The 18,442-nt window shown below is 73.3% G+C and carries 16 protein-coding genes; 3 read left to right on the forward strand and 13 right to left on the reverse strand.

What is annotated here, in order from left to right; genetic code table 11:
* Positions 1-35: 35 nt before the first annotated feature.
* From ACIHEJ_RS21680 to infC, 8 genes are all read right to left on the reverse strand, one after another.
* Entirely contained in the window at positions 36-1,127 is a 1,092-nt protein-coding gene (locus tag ACIHEJ_RS21680) for a PP2C family protein-serine/threonine phosphatase (RefSeq protein ID WP_400138073.1), read from the reverse strand.
* Positions 1,128-1,387: 260 nt separating this feature from the next.
* Positions 1,388-3,910 carry a phenylalanine--tRNA ligase subunit beta gene (pheT, locus tag ACIHEJ_RS21685; RefSeq protein ID WP_400138074.1) on the reverse strand — a complete coding sequence of 841 codons (2,523 nt, stop codon included), beginning with the start codon at positions 3,908-3,910 and terminating at the stop codon, positions 1,388-1,390.
* Positions 3,910-5,031: a phenylalanine--tRNA ligase subunit alpha gene (pheS, locus tag ACIHEJ_RS21690; RefSeq protein ID WP_055704006.1), complete on the reverse strand. Its 1,122-nt coding sequence runs from the start codon at positions 5,029-5,031 to the stop codon at positions 3,910-3,912. The genes pheT and pheS overlap by 1 nt, the downstream gene beginning before the upstream one ends.
* Before the next feature lie 138 nt (positions 5,032-5,169).
* Positions 5,170-6,315, reverse strand: a complete 1,146-nt coding sequence (locus ACIHEJ_RS21695; protein ID WP_400138076.1) for an ATP-binding protein — start codon at positions 6,313-6,315, stop codon at positions 5,170-5,172.
* A gap of 50 nt (positions 6,316-6,365) precedes the next feature.
* Complete coding sequence (locus ACIHEJ_RS21700; protein WP_400138077.1) at positions 6,366-7,220, reverse strand: TrmH family RNA methyltransferase; 855 nt, start codon at positions 7,218-7,220, stop codon at positions 6,366-6,368.
* 136 nt (positions 7,221-7,356) lie between these two features.
* Positions 7,357-7,740, reverse strand: a complete 384-nt coding sequence (rplT, locus tag ACIHEJ_RS21705) for a 50S ribosomal protein L20 (RefSeq protein WP_006141703.1) — start codon at positions 7,738-7,740, stop codon at positions 7,357-7,359.
* 105 nt (positions 7,741-7,845) lie between these two features.
* On the reverse strand, positions 7,846-8,040 hold the full coding sequence (gene rpmI / locus ACIHEJ_RS21710; protein WP_004933563.1) for a 50S ribosomal protein L35: 195 nt from the start codon (positions 8,038-8,040) through the stop codon (positions 7,846-7,848).
* Between the two features lie 115 nt (positions 8,041-8,155).
* Entirely contained in the window at positions 8,156-8,818 is a 663-nt protein-coding gene (gene infC / locus ACIHEJ_RS21715) for a translation initiation factor IF-3 (protein ID WP_030654735.1), read from the reverse strand.
* Positions 8,819-9,173: 355 nt separating this feature from the next.
* Between infC and ACIHEJ_RS21720 the strand changes: the two genes are divergently transcribed.
* Entirely contained in the window at positions 9,174-9,530 is a 357-nt protein-coding gene (locus ACIHEJ_RS21720) for a DUF1844 domain-containing protein (protein ID WP_400138078.1), read from the forward strand.
* A gap of 22 nt (positions 9,531-9,552) precedes the next feature.
* Here the strand turns inward: ACIHEJ_RS21720 and ACIHEJ_RS21725 are convergent, their stop codons facing one another.
* On the reverse strand, positions 9,553-10,281 hold the full coding sequence (locus tag ACIHEJ_RS21725; protein WP_400138079.1) for an SseB family protein: 729 nt from the start codon (positions 10,279-10,281) through the stop codon (positions 9,553-9,555).
* 129 nt (positions 10,282-10,410) lie between these two features.
* Between ACIHEJ_RS21725 and ACIHEJ_RS21730 the strand changes: the two genes are divergently transcribed.
* Positions 10,411-11,373 carry a serine hydrolase gene (locus ACIHEJ_RS21730; RefSeq protein ID WP_400138080.1) on the forward strand — a complete coding sequence of 321 codons (963 nt, stop codon included), beginning with the start codon at positions 10,411-10,413 and terminating at the stop codon, positions 11,371-11,373.
* 366 nt (positions 11,374-11,739) lie between these two features.
* Here ACIHEJ_RS21730 and mycP read toward each other — a convergent pair whose 3' ends face one another.
* Together mycP and ACIHEJ_RS21740 are read right to left on the reverse strand one after the other, a co-directional pair.
* Positions 11,740-12,900, reverse strand: coding sequence for a type VII secretion-associated serine protease mycosin (mycP, locus tag ACIHEJ_RS21735; RefSeq protein WP_400138081.1), 1,161 nt, complete (start codon positions 12,898-12,900; stop codon positions 11,740-11,742).
* Positions 12,897-14,801 carry a hypothetical protein gene (locus ACIHEJ_RS21740; RefSeq protein ID WP_400138082.1) on the reverse strand — a complete coding sequence of 635 codons (1,905 nt, stop codon included), beginning with the start codon at positions 14,799-14,801 and terminating at the stop codon, positions 12,897-12,899. The genes mycP and ACIHEJ_RS21740 overlap by 4 nt, the downstream gene beginning before the upstream one ends.
* A gap of 270 nt (positions 14,802-15,071) precedes the next feature.
* Here ACIHEJ_RS21740 and ACIHEJ_RS21745 point away from each other — a divergent pair, with 270 nt between their 5' ends.
* A complete protein-coding gene (locus tag ACIHEJ_RS21745; protein WP_400138084.1) occupies positions 15,072-16,274 on the forward strand; it encodes an amino acid deaminase/aldolase in 1,203 nt (400 codons plus the stop codon).
* A gap of 6 nt (positions 16,275-16,280) precedes the next feature.
* Here ACIHEJ_RS21745 and ACIHEJ_RS21750 read toward each other — a convergent pair whose 3' ends face one another.
* Both ACIHEJ_RS21750 and ACIHEJ_RS21755 read right to left on the reverse strand, forming a co-directional pair.
* Complete coding sequence (locus ACIHEJ_RS21750) at positions 16,281-17,072, reverse strand: 3-oxoacyl-ACP reductase (protein WP_400138085.1); 792 nt, start codon at positions 17,070-17,072, stop codon at positions 16,281-16,283.
* Complete coding sequence (locus ACIHEJ_RS21755) at positions 17,069-18,442, reverse strand: aldehyde dehydrogenase family protein (protein ID WP_400138086.1); 1,374 nt, start codon at positions 18,440-18,442, stop codon at positions 17,069-17,071. Before ACIHEJ_RS21755 ends, ACIHEJ_RS21750 begins: the two co-directional genes overlap by 4 nt.

An 18,442-nucleotide genomic window follows, 5' to 3' on the forward strand; every position in this document is an offset into this window, starting at 1 on the left:
GAACACGAGCATCCGCGCTGTGCGCGCGCTGTCGCTCAGCGTGTCGGGCCGGTTGACTGAGGTGCCTCGCAAGAGGCACCGGCCAGGCCGCCGGCTCCCCCTCGAAAAGCGGTGGCTTGGCCGGGCCGACCTCTGCCGCGGTCGTTGCGCAGGACCAGGAGTGCGGTGTCGTCCGTCGGGCGGCCGGTCGTGTGGTGCAGGAGGGCCCTGAAGACCGTACGCAGAACCGCCTGAGGGGACACCGGATGATCTCGTACGGTCTCTCGCAGCACGTCGGGCAGCGCGAAGAAGCGGCCCCGCACGTCCCGTGCGTCCTCCACACCGTCCGTGAACAGGACCAGGGAGTCGCCCCGAAGCAGCTGACCGCAGGACTGGGCCTCCAGCTCGGCCGGGAGCGGGAACGGGCCCAGCGGCGGCAGCGGATCGTCGCGTGTCAGGGGCTCGACCCGCGCGCCGCTGATCCGATACGGCCACGGGTGGCCGCAGTTGAACGCGCGCAGCTCGCCGTCCCGGCCGATCTCCAGCAGCAGGACGGTGACGAACTCCTCGGCGACCGGGTGATCGGGGTCCGGCGTGCCGTTCGCGGGGTGTTCGGCGCGGGCCCGTTCGCGCAGGTGGCGGGCGAGGGCGCGTTCCAACCGGCGCAGCACGCCGCCGAGTTCGGGCTCGTCGTGGGCCGCCTCACGGAAGCTGCCGAGCACGGCGGCGACGGTTCCCAGGGCGGTCAGACCGTGACCGCGCACATCGCCCATGACCACGCGGACCCCGTACTCGGTGGCGACGGCCTCGTACAGATCGCCACCGACGACCGCGCCACGCTCGGCGGACAGCTGGGCGGCGGCCACGTTCAGTCCGTCGAGCCGCGGGGGCAGCGGACGCAGGACGACGCTCTGCGCGACCCGCGCCACCCGGCGGGCCTGCCGCAGTTCCCGCAGCAGGGCGCGGCGCACATGGACTATCAGCCCGGTGCCTACGGCGAGGAAGACGGCGCTGGTGACGATGCGCGCACCGAACCCGTCCTGCCGGGCGACAGGACAGCCGAACTTGTAGGCGACGGCCACGGCTCCCCAGAGCGTGGGCAGTACGGCTCCCCGCGCGGTGGGCGCCCGTGCCTTGATGCGGATCATGTCTCTGATCCCCCATGTAGGCCCCGAAAGAGCAGACGGACCGGCCCCGAAAGGCCGGTCCGATTCTGTCCACGGCATGACCCGGGCGGGCCGGATCGCCGTCAGGTCCCACCCGAACGAGTGAGGCATCCCGGGCCGGCCTGCATTTATGCAGCTGGCGGAGGCGAAAAGCCCCCCGAAGGGGTGCGGGGAACTGCGCGACGATCCACGGACGACCCGAGGCCGCCGAACGGGCGCAGCTCCCCCGCCCCGTGGGCGGACTAGGCCCTGAGAACCGCCCCGGTCCGCTCGCCCGCGAGGGCAACCGCCGCGTCCCGGGCGGCGGACGCCTCGTCCACGGTCAGCGTGCGGTCACCCGCACGGAAGCGCAGCGCGTACGCCAGCGACTTCCGCCCCTCACCCAACTGCTCGGCGTTCTCGTACACGTCGAACAGCCGGATGGACTCGAGAAGCTCACCCGCGCCCTCGCGCAGCGCCGCCTCGACCTCTGCGGAGGGGACCGGCTTGTCGACGACGAGGGCGACGTCCTGCGTGGCGACCGGGAACGTGGAGATGCTCGGCGCCTGCGGGGTACCGTCCCCCACCGTCTCCAGGGCGTCCAGGTCCAGCTCCATCGCGCAGGTGCGCTCGGGCAGGCCCAGGGCCTTCAGGACGCGCGGGTGCAGTTCTCCCGCGTGGCCGACGATCCGCTCCGTGCCGTCGGCGGCGATCACCAGCTCGGCGCAGCGGCCCGGGTGCCACGGTCCGTACTGGCCCTTGCGGACGATCAGCTCGGCACCGGCCTCCCGCGCGACGGCACGACCCGCCTCGACCGCGTCGGCCCAGTCGGCCGGACGGCCCTTGCCCCACCAGCCGGCCTGCTCGCGGGCACCGGCGAGGACGACGGCCACGTGCCGCGGCTGCTCGGGCAGCACGGCGTTCAGCGCGGCGATCTCCTCGTCGGTGGGCCGCCGGTCGACGGGCAGGTGCGTGGCGACTCCCTGCTCCTCGCGGGGCAGGAACACCAGACCGGTCTCGAACAGGGCCAGGTCGTGCGAGCCCCGGCCGGCGTTGCGCCGCAGCGCACCGAGCAGGCCCGGCAGCAGCGTCGTCCGCAGCGCGGGCTCCTCGTCGCTGAGCGGGTTGACCAGCTTCACGACGCGGCGGGCCGGGTCGTCGGCCTCCAGGCCGAGCTGGTCGAAGACCTGCTCGCTGACGAACGGGTAGTTCGGCGCCTCGACGTAGCCCGCGCCGGCCAGCGCCCGGCCGGCCCTGCGGTGCAGCCGCTGGCGGTGGGTGAGGCCACGGCCCGAGGGCGGCTTGGGCAGCGTGGAGGGCAGGTTCTCGTAGCCCTCGAGGCGGATGACCTCCTCGGCGAGGTCGTTCGGGTCGGCGAGGTCGGGACGCCAGGACGGGACGGTGACGATCAGCTCGTCCTGCCCGTAGACGTCGCAGCCGACCTCCTGGAGGCGGCGTACGACCGTCTCACGGCCGTAGACGACGCCCGCCACCTTGTCCGGGTGACCGGCCGGGAGGGTGATGGTGTGCGGGGCCGAGGGCGCGACGATCTCGGTGACGCCGGCCTCCGCCGTACCGCCCGCGAGGAGCACCAGCAGGTCCACGGTGCGCTGCGCGGCGGCAGCGGCGGCCTGCGGGTCGACGCCGCGCTCGAAGCGGCGGGACGCCTCGGACAGCAGCTTGTGGCGGCGGGCCGTCCGCGCGATGGCCACCGCGTCGAAGTGGGCGGCCTCGATGACCACGTCCGTCGTGCCGTTGACGCCGTCCTCGGTCACTTCGTGGTCGGCGATCTCGGTGTTCGCGCCGCCCATCACGCCGGCGAGGCCGATCGGGCCGCGGTCGTCGGTGATGACCAGGTCCTCGGCGTGCAGCGTGCGCTCGACGCCGTCGAGGGTGACGAGCTTCTCGCCCTCCTGGGCGCGGCGCACGCCGACGGTGCCCTGGATCAGGGACCGGTCGTAGGCGTGCAGCGGCTGGCCCAGCTCCATCATCACGTAGTTCGTGACGTCGACGGCGAGCGAGATCGGGCGCATGCCGACCTTCTGCAGGCGGCGCTGCAGCCAGATCGGGGAGCGGGCCTCGGGGCGCAGGCCGGTGACCGTGCGCGCGGTGAAGCGGTCGCAGCCGAACGGGTCGGTGACCTGGACCGGGTAGCCGTAGGCGTTCGGCGCCGGTACGTCGATCAGGGCCGGGTCGCGCAGCGGCAGGCCGTAGGCGATGGCGGCCTCGCGGGCGACACCGCGGATGGACAGGCAGTCGCCGCGGTTCGCGGTGACGGCGATGTCCAGGACCTCGTCGACCAGTTCGAGCAGCTCGATGGCGTCCTTGCCGACCTCGGTCTCCGGCGGCAGCACGATGATGCCGTGGGTGCCGTCGTCGCCCATGCCCAGCTCGCCGGTGGAGCAGATCATGCCGTGGGACGTCTTGCCGTAGGTCTTGCGGGCGGCGATGGAGAAGCCGCCGGGCAGCGTGGCGCCGGGGAGGACCACGACGACCTTGTCGCCGACCTGGAAGTTGCGGGCGCCGCAGACGATCTCCTGGGGCTCACCGGTGCCGTTGGCCTGGCCGACGTCGACCGTGCAGAAGCGGATCGGCTTCTTGAAGCCCTCCAGCTCCTCGATGGTCAGCACCTGGCCGACGACCAGCGGGCCCTTGAGGTCGGCGCCGAGCTGTTCGACGGTTTCGACCTCGAGGCCGGCCGAGACGAGCTTCTCCTGGACGTCGCGGCCGGTTTCCGTCGCCGGCAGGTCGACGTACTCCCGCAGCCAAGAAAGCGGGATCCGCATCAGATCTCCATCCCGAACGGCCGGGTGAATCGGACGTCACCCTCGACCATGTCTCGCATGTCTTCGACGTTGTGGCGGAACATCAGCATCCGCTCGATGCCGAACCCGAAGGCGAAGCCGCTGTACTTCTCCGGGTCGACGCCGCAGGCGGTGAGCACCCGCGGGTTGACCATGCCGCAGCCGCCCAGCTCGATCCAGCCCTCGCTGGAGCAGGTGCGGCAGGGCCGGTCGGGGTTGCCGACGGACTCGCCCTTGCAGACGTAGCAGAGCATGTCCATCTCGGCGCTCGGCTCGGTGAAGGGGAAGAAGTTCGGCCGCAGCCGGGTCTTCATGCCCTCGCCGAACAGCGACTGGACCATGTGGTCCAGGGTGCCCTTGAGGTCGGCCATGGTCAGGCCCTCGTCCACGGCGAGCAGCTCGACCTGGTGGAAGACGGGCGTGTGCGTGGCGTCCAGCTCGTCGGTGCGGTACACGCGGCCGGGGCAGATCACGTAGACCGGCAGCTCGCGGTCGAGCAGCGAGCGGATCTGGACCGGGGAGGTGTGGGTGCGCAGCACGACACCGGACTCGGTGCCGCCGTCCGGGCCCTGCACGAAGAAGGTGTCGGCCTCGCCGCGCGCCGGGTGGTCGGGGCCGATGTTGAGGGCGTCGAAGTTGAACCACTCCGCCTCGACCTGCGGGCCCTCGGCGACCTCGTAGCCCATGGCCACGAAGATGTCCTCGATGCGCTCCGAGAGCGTGGTCAGGGGGTGGCGGGCCCCGGCCGGGACGCGGTCGTACGGCAGCGTGACGTCGACGTCCTCCTCGACCAGCACGCGGGCGTCACGCTCGGCCTCCAGCTCGGCCTGGCGGCCGGCGAGGGCCTTGTTCACGGCCCCACGGGCCATGCCGACGCGCTTGCCGGCCTCGGCCTTGGCGTGCGGGGGCAGGGCGCCGATCTCGCGGTTGGCGAGGGCCAGCGGGGAGGCCGGGCCGGTGTGGGCGACCTTGGCCTCGTGGAGCGCGTCGAGGGAGTCCGCGGCGGCGAAGGCGGCGAGCGCCTCGTCCCGCATGCGCTCGATCTCTTCCGGTTTCAACGCCTCGACCTCTACAGGGTCGTACGACTTATTCGGTGCCGACATCTCTTCCCGTGCTTCCGGTTGGCTGGCGGATGGTCCCCGTGACCGTTGGTGGGCCGTGTGAAGGACACAAAGGTGCCAAAGGCCGAGTCTAACGGGGTGGAGGCAGGCGAATGCGCCCGCGGGCCGCTCCGGCTCTCGTCAGGCGAGATACGCCGGGGCTCCCACGGGCAGCGTAAATCGGAACTCGGCGCCGCCCACGGGGGCGCGGTCGACCGTGATGGTGCCGCCGTGGGCCTCGACGATGCCCTTGACGATGTACAGCCCGAGGCCGGTGCCGCCGCGCTTGCTGCCCCGCCAGAAGCGGGTGAAGACGCGGTTCATGGACTCCTCCGGGATGCCGGGCCCTTCGTCGCTCACCGTGACCGACGTGCCGTTCTCCTCACCCTCGCGCGGGGACGCCGAGGGCATGACGTCAATCGTGACGGTTCCCTCGCCGTGCCGCACGGCATTTTCGATGAGGTTGCTGAGCACCTGGTCGATCTTGTCGGGGTCGGCCCACAGGCCGGGCAGGGGCTGCTCGATGCGGAGCAGGAACCGGTCGGCGGGCTGGCCGGCGGCGACGTAGGCCTGGATGTGCCGGGAGACGGCGGCCCCAATGTCGACGGGCTGGCGGCGCACCTCCAGCCGTCCCGAGTCGATCCGCGAGATGTCGAGCAGCTCGGCGATGAGCCGGGTGACCCGGTCGGCGTCGGCGTCGACGGTCTCCAGCATCAGCCGCTTCTGGTCGTCGGTGAAGCGTTCCCACTTGGCGAGCAGCGTGGCCGTGAAGCCCTTCACCGAGGTCAGCGGAGAGCGCAGCTCATGGGCGACGGTGGCGATCAGCTCGGCGTGGCTGCGCTCGGTACGGCGGCGGGCCTCGGTGTCGCGCAGCGAGACGACGACGCGCTGCACGGGCCCGAGGGGCTCGGCGCGCACATAGCGAGCGGAGACGAGCACCTCCCGCACCCCGGGCAGCAGCAGGTTGCGCTCCGGCTGCCGGGTCCGGGTCGCGAGCCCCCCGTAGGGGTCGGTGAGCTGCCACCAGCGGCGCCCCTCCAGGTCCTCCAGCGGCAGCGCCTTCTCCAGGGGCTGCCCGAGGACGTCGGCGGGGCGTACGGCGGTGATGCGGGCGGCGGCGGCGTTGAAGCAGACGACCCGGCCGTGCTCGTCGGCGACCACGAGGCCGTCGGGCAGCTGGTCGGGGTCGATGCCGGGACCGGTCCCGGTACGGTCGCCGGACCCGGGCGCGGGCGTGTGCCGCGCGTCCTGTCCCTCCGGCGCGGCGTTCGTGCCGGCCACACTCATCCCCGTACCCCACCTCTCAGACGGCGCAGGGCCCCGAGCTGGTCACCCTACTAGCTCTGGGTGACGGAGCGGCACCCTCCGGAGGCGCGCTGTGCACGGGCCGACGCGTAGAGACATACGGCGGCGGCGGTGGCGAGGTTCAGGCTCTCGGCCTTGCCGTGGATGGGGACGCGGACGACGGCGTCGGCGAGGGCGCGGGTCTCCTCGGGCAGACCCCAGGCCTCGTTGCCGAACACCCAGGCGCTGGGGCCGCCCATGGTGCCCTTGTCCAGCTCCTCGTCCAGGTCGCGGTCGCCGGCGCCGTCGGCGGCGAGGATGCGCACACCGGCGTCCTTCAGCCCCGCGACGGCCCGCTCGACGGGCACGCCGACGGCGACGGGCAGGTGGAACAGCGAGCCGACGGAGGCGCGCACGGCCTTGGGGTTGTACAGGTCGACGGAGGCGTCGGTGAGGATCACGGCCTCGGCACCGGCGGCGTCGGCGCACCGCAGCACGGTCCCGGCGTTGCCGGGGTCGCGCACGTGCGCGAGGACGGCGACGAGCTGTGGCCGGGCGGCGAGGATCTCCTCGAACGGGGTGTCCAGGAACCGGCAGACGCCGACCAGGCCCTGCGGGGTGACGGTGGTGGAGATGTCGGCGATGACGTCCTCGGAGGCCAGGTGCAGCCGTGCCCCGGCGTCCCGCGCGGCTCCGACGATGTCGGCGTACCGCTCCGCGGCCTCGACGGTGGCGAACAGCTCGACGAGGGTGGGGGTGCCGTCGACCCGATGCCCGGCCGCCTCCCTGACGGCCTGCGGCCCCTCCGCGAGAAACAGCCGGTCCTTCCCCCGGAAGTTCCGCTTCTCGAGCCGACGGGCAGCGGACACGCGGGCGGACCGGGGGGAGATCAGCTCGGGGGTGGGCATCCTGTCCTTCACCTTCAAGAAAGTCTTCACTCTGCGGCGCCGGCGGCGGCCGGAACGGGAGCCGCAGCAACAACAGGACCCGCAAGCCATGAGCCTGCGGGTCCTACAGTGAGCGTCGGCTGGAGCCGGCGCAGCGTCACGCAGCCTTGGGCGCGTTCACGTCGCTCGGCAGCGCCTTCTGCGCGACCTCGACGAGCGCCGCGAAGGCGTTCGCGTCGTTCACGGCGAGCTCGGCCAGGATCTTGCGGTCGACCTCGACGTTCGCGGCCTTCAGACCCTGGATGAAGCGGTTGTAGGTGATGCCGTTGGCGCGGGCAGCGGCGTTGATGCGCTGGATCCACAGCTGACGGAAGTCGCCCTTGCGCTTCTTGCGGTCGTTGTAGTTGTAGACCAGCGAGTGGGTGACCTGCTCCTTGGCCTTGCGGTACAGGCGCGAACGCTGACCGCGGTAGCCGGAGGCCTGCTCGAGGATCGCCCGGCGCTTCTTGTGGGCGTTGACTGCCCGCTTGACGCGTGCCACTTGTTAACTCCTTGTAGCGGGGTCGTGGTGGTCTTCACACGACCCGGAAACGACTGGGTCCCGGTCCTGGCGTACGGCGCTCAGCGGATGGTGAGCGCCGGTACGTCACTTGCCGAGAAGCTTCTTGATCTTCGCGGCGTCGCCCGGGGCCATCTCGGCGTTGCCGGTGAGGCGACGCGTGACGCGGGACGACTTGTGCTCGAGCAGGTGGCGCTTGCCGGCGCGCTCGCGGAGCACCTTGCCGGAGCCGGTGACCTTGAAGCGCTTGCTGGCACCGCTGTGCGACTTGTTCTTCGGCATAGCGCCGTTATCTCCTCGTCGGTGGCGCTCCGGTGCCCGGTCACGAAAACCGGGCACGGTGGAGCGTCGCTCTCTTCTGTCGGTTACATCCTCGGGGACTGGGTGTCCCCCGGGATCACGCCTCGGCGGGCTCCTCGGACGGCGCCTCAGCCTCGGCAGGGTTCTGCGACTTGCCGGGGTTCGCCTTCGCCTCGGCCTTGCGGGCCTCCTGCGCCTGACGGGCCTCGGCCATCGCCTCGGTCTTCTTCTTGTGCGGACCGAGAACCATGATCATGTTCCGGCCGTCCTGCTTCGGGTTCGACTCGACGAAACCGAGGTCCTGGACGTCCTCCGCGAGACGCTGCAGCAGTCGGTAGCCCAGCTCGGGCCGGGACTGCTCGCGACCACGGAACATGATCGTGATCTTGACCTTGTCGCCCTGCTTGAGGAACCGTACGACGTGACCCTTCTTGGTGTCATAGTCGTGCGGGTCGATCTTCGGCCGGAGCTTCATCTCCTTGATGACCGTGTGCGCCTGGTTCTTGCGCGCCTCACGGGCCTTCATGGCCGACTCGTACTTGAACTTCCCGTAGTCCATGAGCTTGCACACGGGCGGACGGGCGTTCGCCGCGACCTCGACCAGGTCCAGGTCGTACTCCTGCGCAAGCTCCAGTGCCTTGGCCAGCGGGACGATGCCCACCTGCTCGCCACTGGGACCGACAAGTCGCACCTCGGGAACGCGAATCCGGTCGTTGATGCGGGGCTCGGCGCTGATGGATCCTCCTCGGTAGCACCACACGGCGGTCTGGCGGACAGCCGCGTAACGTCTCTGTTCGTTAGACCTAACCGCGCCGACGGCACAAAAAATGCCCCGGACGATCACAGGCGGGGCTCCAATGACAACCGGAGCACCGCCGCGGTGACCGCGGGGCGCACTTTCGGGCGACTCCATCGTCCGTACGGAACGATGGTGGCCGCCTGACCGGGTGACCCGCCGTCCCGGAGGACGGTCGGGTGGGAGATCGGAGCCTCCACTTGTGGGCCGGGCACTCTGTCTGAACAGGGCGGTCCGGCCGGTCGTCATTCAGGTTAGCAGGATCGCTTGACAAGGGCGAATCGCAGGCCGTACCGGTGCACCGCTTATCGTGTGGGGCATGAGTGAGACCCCTCCTGAGAACCCCGACTTCGACGCGATGACCCGGGACATCGCCGAGGTCCCCGCCGTCGAGGTGATCGTGACGGTCGCCGTCAACCTGATGAGCGCCGCCGCCGTGAAGCTCGGGCTGAGCGAGGAGGGCGAGAAGTACAAGGACCTGGACGAGGCCCGCAAGCTGATCACCGCGCTCGCCGGCCTGCTGGACGGGGGCGCGACCGAGATCAGCTCCTTCCACGCGGCCCCGCTGCGCGACGGCCTGAAGTCGCTGCAGCTCGCCTTCCGTGAGGCGTCGATCGTCCCGGACGAGCCGGGCCAGGGGCCGGGCGAGAAGTACACCGGCCCCGTCTACGGCTAGTCGGCCCAGCCGCTCCTGTCGATCACCGAACGAACAAGGGCTCGCCCGGAGGCGTCGCCCCGGCCGGCATCACTGCCAGGTCGAGGCCACGCACCAGGCGGGCCCTCAGCGTCTCGTCGGCGGCGAGGCGCCGCGCGACCGCGTGGACGCCGGCGTCGTGCGGCACGGCGGGCTCGAAGACCAGGGCGAGGGTGCCGTCGGCCCGGCCGGGGCCGAGGTAGGCGCGCACCACCGCGGGCACGTCGGCGACCACGGCGCGCACCGCGGCCACGACCGCCGGATCGGCGAGCGGGTCCGTGCTGGTACGGCCCTCGGCGAGGGCCAGCAGTGCGGGACCGGTCAGCTCGAAGGGGACGGGCCCGGCCAGGTCCAGCACCACCGTGTCCGCCTTCTCGTGCGCGGCGGCCTCCAGTGCCTGGTGCAGGGGTACGGCGACGGGGCGCGCCGCCGGGTCCCAGCGGGCCAGGGAGTCGGTGGAGGTGAAGGCCGGCAGGGCGGTGCGGGAGCCGGCCTTCAGCGTGGGTACGGCCATGTCGCTGTTCTTCTCGCGGCGCAGCCCGTTCTCGTCCTCCTCGACCTCGCCGAGCACGGCGACGACGGGGACCAGCAGGCGGGCGCCCTTCAACGCCTCCAGGACGGGTCCGAGCGCGCCGCGGTCCTCCGCCCAGGCGGCGAGCGCCGCGCTCAGCCGGGGGTCGGCGGAGCCGTCGTCGTCGGAGAAGCCGGGGTCGGGAATGTTCTTGTTCGCCACGGTCATCGACCCTATAGGCACACTCCGGGCCCCTCGCACGGGAGTCTTCACAGGAATCTCAGCCTTCCCTGAGCCCTGTCTCAGGCCGGCCCGACGGTGCGCACAGCCCGCGCCCCGAGCATCGCGGCCATGGAGTCCTCCACAGCCCGCTCTCGCCGTCGCGCGCGCCCGTCCCGGCGCCGTCCGCTGCTGTACACCGCGCTCGCCGTCGCTGCCGTGGGCGGGGTGCCGGCCGGCGGCACGGTCTATGTGAAGGCGCGGGCGCACGCCGGGCCGGCGGCCGTATCGTCGGCGTCGCCCTCGGCCTCCTCCCCGGCCGGGACGGGAAAGGAGGCAGCCATGACACATCCCGCGGCGGTCGACCGGAAGGCGCGGCTGGACGAGGCGATGGCGGCGGTGGCCGTGCCGTCGGGTGCAAAGGTGTCGGTGGCGGTGCTGGCGACGGACTCCGGGGACAGCGCGGTGCACGGGACCGCGGCCTTCGACACCGCGAGCATCGTCAAGGTCGACATCCTCGCCGCACTGCTGCTCCAGGCGCAGGACGCGGACCGGCGGCTGACGGCGGCCGAGCGGGTGTACGCCACGAAGATGATCGAGAGCAGCGACAACGCGTCCGCGACGGCACTGTGGCACACGATCGGGCGGGCGGCCGGGCTGGACGCGGCGAACCGGCGGTTCGGGCTGACGGAGACCTCGGGCGGGGACGGTGAGCTGTGGGGGCTGACCCAGACCACCGCCGCCGATCAACTGGTGCTGCTCCAGCAGGTGTTCGGTAAGGATTCGAAGCTGAGCGCGGCCTCTCGGACGTATCTCCAGGGGCTGCTGAAGTCGGTCGAGGCGGACCAGCAGTGGGGGGTGTCGGCCGCGGCGGAGGGCAACTCCTGGGCGCTGAAGAACGGTTGGCTGGCGCGCAGTACGACGGGACTGTGGGACGTGAACAGCATCGGGCGGGTGACGGTGGACGGGAGCGAGTATCTGGTGGCGGTGCTGTCGAACGGCACCACCACCCTGGCCCAGGGCATCGCACTGGTGGAGGCGGCGGCGCAGACGGCGGTGTCGGCGTTCGCCGGTGCCGGCTCGGGGAGCGATTGACGTCGGGGCGTCACGGCCCGGCGTTTCGGCCCTGGCACGATCAGCAGGCCGTCGGGCGGGCCGGCACCGGTTCGGTTCCGGTCTCGCGGCGGGTGGCTCGGCGGGCCGAGCGGTCGGCGACCGGACCGGCGATCGCGGCCCGGCTCCCGGCAAAGTCCTCGCGGCTGCCGGTGCAGCGCCGCGTCGGCAGCCACGATGCAACACGGCCGAGCAGGTCGGACCCGTGTGACGAAGTCATGGGCCCGCGCGGCCTTCGCCCGTCCTCGCGCGGTCGCCCCGACACCGGGCGTCTGCTGCGCGGAGCGTCGCCGCGCTGCCCGGAGATCCAGTACATCGCCGGCCGGCCGGGCAGCACCCCGGACGCCCTCAGACCGCCTTCCTGCGGCCACGCCACAGCACGACGCCCGCGACCAGGAGGACCCCGCCGGCACCGCCGGCCAGCGGGGCCGCCCAGTCCGAGGCGGAGGACGTGGCCTTGGGGGAGTCCGGTCCGGCGCCGAAGTACTTCTCGCCGTACGACGCCGCGCGCAGGCTCTGCGGCCGGATCCGGCCGGCCGCCTGCAGGGCCGCCGCCGGGTCGATCATGCCGAAGCCGCGGGAGTCGTCCCGGCCGCCGGCCGGCGGATCGTCGGCGGTGTCCTCCAGGAGCTTCTTGACCTGGGCCGGGGGCAGACCGGGGTGGGCGGCCTCGACGAGCGCCGCGACGCCGGAGACGAAGGCGGAGGCGGCGGAGGTTCCCCAGCCCTCGTAGTACTTGTGGTCGGGGTCGGCGATGACCACGTTGACGCCGGGCGCGCTGACGGCCGCGTACCAGCGACGGGTCGAGAAGGAGGCGCGGGTGCCGTACTTGTCCACGGCGGTGGCGGCGATGACGCCCGGGTAGGCGGCCGGGTAGGAGATGTGGTCGCCCTTTTCGCCGCCGTTGCCCGCGGAGGCGACGACGACCACCCCCTTCTTCAGGGCGTACTGCACGGCCTCGTCCTCGCTCGGCTCGGGGTGGGCCGAGTTCGAGTCGTCGCCCAGGGAGAGGTTGATGACGTCGGCGCCGTGGTCGGCGGCCCAGCGGATGCCGTCGGCGAGGGCGTTGCCGCGGGTGGTGCGGGCCTTGGTGCGGGCGGGGTCGCCGTCCTCCAGGATCACCCGCACGGGCAGGATCTTCGCCTCGGGGGCGACCCCCATGACGCCGGCGGCGTCGCCGGGGCCGTGGCCGTGTCCGGCGATGATGCCGGCCATGGCGGTGCCGTGCCGGGCCCAGGTGCGGTCCCCCGGCTGGGCGCCGAAACCGATCATGTCCTGGGCGGGCAGCACGTTGCCGGCGAGGTCCGGGTGGTCGGCCTCGACTCCGGTGTCCAGGACGGCGACGGTCACGCCGTGGCCCTTGGTGGTGCGCCAGGCCTCGTCCAGGTGCAGCGCGGACAGGGCCCACTGCTGGGCGCGGATGCCGTCGGCGTGGGCCGCGGTGGCCGGCAGCAGGGCGAGGGAGCCGGCGAGCAGCAGGCTCACCGCGGCTGCGGGGACATGCCTCATGAAGGTCTCTCCGTGGCCGAGCCGACGGTCTGGCGCAGCCGGCGTTCGATGCGGTCGGCCAGGCCCTGGGCCTCGTTGCCGAGACCGGCCTGGGCCTGTGGCGTGGTGGCCCCGGAGGCGACGGCTTCCGCGGCGGGCTGCGGGGCGGCGACGCCGCGGCCGTCGGCCCAGCCGGAGACGGCGTAGGCGACGACGGGGGCGTCGGTGAGGACGGAGACGGTCCAGGAGGCGCGCTGCTGGTCACCGAAGCCGGCCGCCGCGGTGCCCTTGGCCGCGTACGGGCGGGGCATCAGGTCGGCACGCCGGTCCAGGCGCTCGGCGCGGAAGCGGCGGGCGAGCGCGGACATGGCGGCGGGGTCGGCGTCGGTGAACAGCAGGCCGACGGTGGTGACGTAGGTCTGGGTGGCGTCGGTGTAGGTGGCGCGCAGCAGCCGCCGGCAGCCGAGCGGGGCGAGGACCTTGTGCAGCAGCGGGTCGAAGGCGTGGGCGCAGCCGCTGTCCGGGGCCACGGCGATCCTGGTCCAGGTGCGGTCGGCGCCGCCGGGTCCGGCGCCGGTGCCCTGGACGGTGGGCGGGAACAGTTGGTCGACGGGCACGTCGTGCCAGAGCGTGCCCGCGGCGGTGAACGCGTTCCCGGGGGCGTCGTCGTCGCCTCCGGTGAGCCAACTCCCGGTGACGGCACCGCCGATGAGACCGAGGCCGAGCACCAGGCAGGCGGCGGCCGCGGCGGTACGGGGGCCCACCCGGGGCCATGTCCGCTCCCCGAACGCCTCGGGCTCCCCGAACGACACGACCGGCCGCACGGCGGAGCCGCTGCTCCAGGAGAGAGCCGGATCGGGCGCGCCGGGTACCCCCGGGCTCCAGCCGTCGGCCCCGCCCGCAGCAGCCGTGGAGCGGGCCGCCGCACCGGTGCCGGGGACGCCACGGGAGTCGCGGCCCGGCTCGGCGGACCCGGCGGGCGCGGAGCCGGGCAGCGGGGCGCCGGGCCGCCGCGGTGCCGGGGACGGGTCCGCGGGGACCGGGCGGAGCCGGGTGGTGGTCTCCGAGGGGCTCTCGGCCGGGGGGTTCCCGGCCGGGCCTCCAGGCCGCCGGGCCGGTCCCGAGGGGCGCATCCGGGCCGTGGTCTCGGAGAAGTTCTCCGCGGGGGCGGGAGGCCGTCCCGCGGCCGTGGACTCCGAGGGGCCGGCAGGCCGAGCGGATGCTCCGCCAGGACGCCGGGCAGGGGGCGGCGGGCCGGCGGCACCGGCAGGGGCCTGTGCGGCGCCGGCTCCTTCGCGGGTGGCACCCTCAGGACGCCGGACAGGCGGCAGCGGGCCCGCCGTACCGGCCGGGGGCTCCGCGGCGGCAGCCGCAACGACGGAACCTCCGCCGGGGCGCGTGACGGTGGCGGCGCGCAGCCTCTCCCGCAGGGTGCTCGGCGGGGTGTCCGGGAAGCGGGCCGAGGCCGGGGGCGGGGGCGGGTTCACCGGATCGGTGAACCCGGGTACGGCGGCGCGCCGGAACGCCGGGCCGGGACCGGTGCCGGTCTCGGAGCCGGGGCGCTCGGAGTGCGGCCGGTCGTCGGGTGCCGGGGCGCCCGGGGACGGCCGGGGAGCGCGCGGGGCGAAGACGGAAGGCTCGTCGTCGGGATCGTCGGCGGACACCGCTGCGGCGCGGTACCCGGCCGGGTCACCGGCGCCTCGCCCGGAGCCGGCCGCCCGCGGGGTGGCCCTTCCCGCAGCGGTTCCCCCGGCACCCGGGTCCGGCTCTGCGCTCGGCCCCGCTCCCGGTCCCGGCCGGGCGGGCGGGACGGGTGCCGGGGTGGTGCGGGCGGCGCCCTGCGGTGACGGGTCGGCCGTGGGGGCGGCGGGCGGGGAGGAGGGGCGCGGCGGGACGGGGGCGTGGCGCGCTTCCGTGCTCATGCACCCCCCGTTTCCTCGTGCCCGGGCCGCGTCCTCGTGCGCGGGCCGTCCGGCTCATCGGCCGCGCCCGGTGCGAGAGTCGTCCGGGCACGCATACCCGTACGGCCGGATCGGCATCCCGGTTCATCGAAGCGGCCGGGCATGTTCCGTCGTACGTGCGCGTCACTCTACGGCTTGTCGGGGGGAGACCGAGAACCAGTCCACGACCCCGGGGCATCTGCCCGGAACGTCCCCCTACCCTGCGGTAATCCCGTCTGGCAGGCTTCCGTCATGACTGCGCGCGCCGCCGACCGGGCCCGTTACGACCGGGCCACCGCCCATCTCGACGCCCCTCTCGCGATCGTGGATCTGGAGGCCTTCGACGCCAACGCGGCCGACCTGGTGCGCCGTGCCGCCGGGAAGCCGGTACGGGTCGCCAGCAAGTCCGTGCGCTGCCGGGCCCTGCTGGAACGCGTCCTGGCCAGGGACGGCTTCCGGGGGATCATGTCGTTCACGCTGGCCGAGTCGCTGTGGCTCGCGCGCTCCGGGTTCGAGGACGTCCTGCTGGCCTACCCCTCCGCCGACCGGGCCGCCTTCGCCGAGCTGGCCGCCGACCCCAAGCTGGCCGGTGCCGTCACCGTGATGGTGGACGACGTGGCCCAGCTCGACCTCATCGACGCCGCCCGTGACGGCGGGCGTGAAGTGGTGCGGGTCTGCCTGGAGTTGGACACCTCGCTGAAACTGTTCGGCGGCCGGGTCCGGGTCGGCGCCCGCCGCTCGCCGCTGCACTCCCCCGCCCAACTCGCCCAGCTGGCCCGGTCGGTGGCCCGCCGGCCGGGCTTCCGGCTGGTGGGGATCATGGCGTACGAGGGACACATCGCCGGGGTCGGTGACGCGGTGGCCGGCCGGCCGCTGCGCTCGCGGGCGATCCGGCTGATGCAGGCCGCCGCCCGGCGGGAGCTGGCCGAGCGGCGGGCGGACGTGGTGCGTGCCGTACGGGCCGTCGTGCCCGACCTGGAGTTCGTCAACGGCGGCGGTACCGGCAGCGTGCAGCACACCGCCGCCGAGGACGCCGTCACGGAGATAGCGGCCGGCTCCGGGCTTTACGTGCCGCGCCTGTTCGACAACTACACGTCGTTCACCGGCCGCCCGGCCGCCCTCTTCGCCCTGCCGGTGGTGCGGCGGCCCGGTGTCGGGGTCGTCACCGTGCTGGGCGGCGGCTACCCGGCCTCCGGCGTCGCCGGCCCCGACCGGCTGCCGGTGCCGTACCTGCCGGAGGGGCTGCGGTACGACCCGCAGGAGGGCCCCGGTGAGGTGCAGACCCCGCTGCTCGGCTCGCCCGCCGACGACCTCCTCGTCGGCGACAGGGTGTGGTTCCGGCACGCCAAGGCGGGCGAGCTGTGCGAGCGGTTCGACGCGCTGCACCTCGTCGAGGGCGACGAGGTGACGGCGAGCGTGCCGACCTACCGGGGTGAGGGACGGACGTTCCTCTGACACTTCCTACAGAGGCGTGACGTACGCCCCCGCGATCCCGCCGTCCACCAGGAAGTCGGTGGCGTTGACGAAGGAGGAGTCGTCACTGGCCAGGAAGGCGACGGCGGCGGCGATCTCCTCGGCCTCGGCGAACCTGCCGACCGGGACGTGGACCAGGCGGCGGGCGGCCCGCTCGGGGTCCTTGGCGAACAGCTCCTGCAGCAGCGGGGTGTTGACCGGCCCGGGGCACAGGGCGTTGACGCGGATGCCCTCCCGGGCGAACTGCACGCCCAGCTCGCGGGACATGGCCAGCACGCCGCCTTTGGAGGCCGTGTACGAGATCTGCGAGGTCGCCGCGCCCATCCGCGCCACGAAGGACGCGGTGTTGATGATGGACCCCTTGCCCTGGCGGCGCATGTAGGGGATGGCGGCCTTGCAGCACAGGTAGACGGAGGTGAGGTTGACCTCCTGGACGCGCTTCCAGGCCTCCAGGCCGGTCTCCAGGATGGAGTCGTCGTCGGGCGGGGAGATGCCGGCGTTGTTGAAGGCGATGTCGACGCTGCCGTAGGTGTCGTACGCCGTCCGGAACAGCGCCTCCACCTGCTCGGGGTCGGTGACGTCGACCTTCACGAAGAGTCCGCCGGTCTCGTCGGCGGCGGCCTTGCCGCGGGCCTCGTCGACGTCCGCGCAGACCACGTGGGCGCCCTCGGAGGCGAGCCGGCGGGCGGTGGCGAGGCCGATGCCGCTGCCGGCTCCGGTGACGACGGCGGTGCGGCCGACCAGGCGGCGGCAGACGTTCTCTCCAGTCGATGCGGTCACTGTGCGGGGCCCTCCGTACTGATGAAGACGTTCTTGGTTTCGGTGAAGGCGGTCAGGGCGTCGGGGCCCAGTTCACGGCCGATGCCGGAGTGCTTGTAGCCGCCGAACGGGGTCCAGTAGCGGACGCTGGAGTGGGAGTTGACGGACAGGTTGCCCGCGCGGACGGCCTGGGAGACGCGCAGGGCGCGGCCGAGGTCCCGGGTCCACAGGGAGCCGGAGAGGCCGTAGGGGGTGTCGTTGGCCAGGCGGACGGCGTCCTGCTCGTCGGTGAACGGGAGCAGGACGGCGACCGGGCCGAAGATCTCCTCGCGGGCCGCCCGGCTGTCGTGCGCCTCGCCGATGAGGACCGTCGGCGGGAACCAGAAGCCGGGCCCGTCGGGGGCGCTGCCGCGCAGGGCGGGCGTGTCCCCGGGGACGTAGGACCGTACGCGCTCGAGCTGCCCACGGGAGATCAGCGGGCCCATCTGGGTCTTCTCGTCGGCCGGGTCACCCACGACCACGGCGGCCAGCGCGTCGGCGAGGAACTCCCGCGCCTCCTCCAGCAGCGGCTCCTGCACCAGGATGCGGGTGCGGGCGCAGCAGTCCTGGCCGGAGTTGTCCAGGAAGGAGAAGGGGTCGAGGGCCGCCTTCAGGTCGGCGTCGGCGAAGACGACGTTGGGGCTCTTGCCGCCGAGTTCCAGGGTGACCGGCTTGACGAGCCTCGCGCAGCGCTCCATGACCTCGCGGCCGGTGCGGGTGGAGCCGGTGAACACGATCTTGGCGACGTCCGGGTGGTCGACCAAGGCGCGCCCGGCGGTGTGGCCGTGGCCGGGCAGCACCTGGAAGAGGTGCTCGGGCAGGCCCGCCTCCAGGGCGAGTTCGGCGAGCCGGAGCGCGGTGAGCGGGGTGGTCTCGGCGGGTTTGAGGACGACCGCGTTGCCGGCCGCCAGCGCCGGGAAGGAGCCCCAGGCGGCGATCGGCATCGGGAAGTTCCAGGGCGCGATCACTCCGACGACCCCGAGGGGTTCCTGGAAGGTGACGTTCCAGCCGCCGGGGACCGGGATCTGCTTGCCGAGGAGGCGTTCGGCGCCGCCGGCCGCGTACAGCAGCAGGTCACGGGCGTTGCCGGCCTCCCAGCGGGCGCCCGCGACGGTGTGGCCGGCCTCCCGGACCTCCAGCTGGGCGAGCTCCTCGAGGTGGCTGTCCACGGTGTCCGCGAAGCGGCGCAGCAGCCGGGCCCGGTCGGCGGGGGCGAGGGCGGCCCAGCCGGTCTGGGCGCGTGCGGCCCGTACGACGGCGGCGGCCACGTCCTCCTCGCTCGCGGCGGGGACGGTGGCGACGACCTCTTCCGTGGCGGGGTTGAGGACCTTCAACTCGTCCGATTCGGACAC

This window comes from Streptomyces sp. NPDC052301, assembly GCF_044593395.1.
Classification (GTDB): Bacteria; Actinomycetota; Actinomycetes; order Streptomycetales; family Streptomycetaceae; genus Streptomyces.

What these genes read in the sequence shown, in the direction of transcription:
- ACIHEJ_RS21680 (WP_400138073.1), bottom strand. Translation starts at nt 1,127, where the DNA reads ATGATCCGCATCAAGGCACGGGCGCCCACCGCGCGGGGAGCCGTACTG.
- pheT (WP_400138074.1), bottom strand. Translation starts at nt 3,910, where the DNA reads ATGCGGATCCCGCTTTCTTGGCTGCGGGAGTACGTCGACCTGCCGGCG.
- pheS (WP_055704006.1), bottom strand. Translation starts at nt 5,031, where the DNA reads ATGTCGGCACCGAATAAGTCGTACGACCCTGTAGAGGTCGAGGCGTTG.
- ACIHEJ_RS21695 (WP_400138076.1), bottom strand. Translation starts at nt 6,315, where the DNA reads ATGAGTGTGGCCGGCACGAACGCCGCGCCGGAGGGACAGGACGCGCGG.
- ACIHEJ_RS21700 (WP_400138077.1), bottom strand. Translation starts at nt 7,220, where the DNA reads ATGCCCACCCCCGAGCTGATCTCCCCCCGGTCCGCCCGCGTGTCCGCT.
- rpmI (WP_004933563.1), bottom strand. Translation starts at nt 8,040, where the DNA reads ATGCCGAAGAACAAGTCGCACAGCGGTGCCAGCAAGCGCTTCAAGGTC.
- ACIHEJ_RS21720 (WP_400138078.1), top strand. Translation starts at nt 9,174, where the DNA reads ATGAGTGAGACCCCTCCTGAGAACCCCGACTTCGACGCGATGACCCGG.
- ACIHEJ_RS21730 (WP_400138080.1), top strand. Translation starts at nt 10,411, where the DNA reads ATGGAGTCCTCCACAGCCCGCTCTCGCCGTCGCGCGCGCCCGTCCCGG.
- mycP (WP_400138081.1), bottom strand. Translation starts at nt 12,900, where the DNA reads ATGAGGCATGTCCCCGCAGCCGCGGTGAGCCTGCTGCTCGCCGGCTCC.
- ACIHEJ_RS21740 (WP_400138082.1), bottom strand. Translation starts at nt 14,801, where the DNA reads ATGAGCACGGAAGCGCGCCACGCCCCCGTCCCGCCGCGCCCCTCCTCC.
- ACIHEJ_RS21745 (WP_400138084.1), top strand. Translation starts at nt 15,072, where the DNA reads ATGACTGCGCGCGCCGCCGACCGGGCCCGTTACGACCGGGCCACCGCC.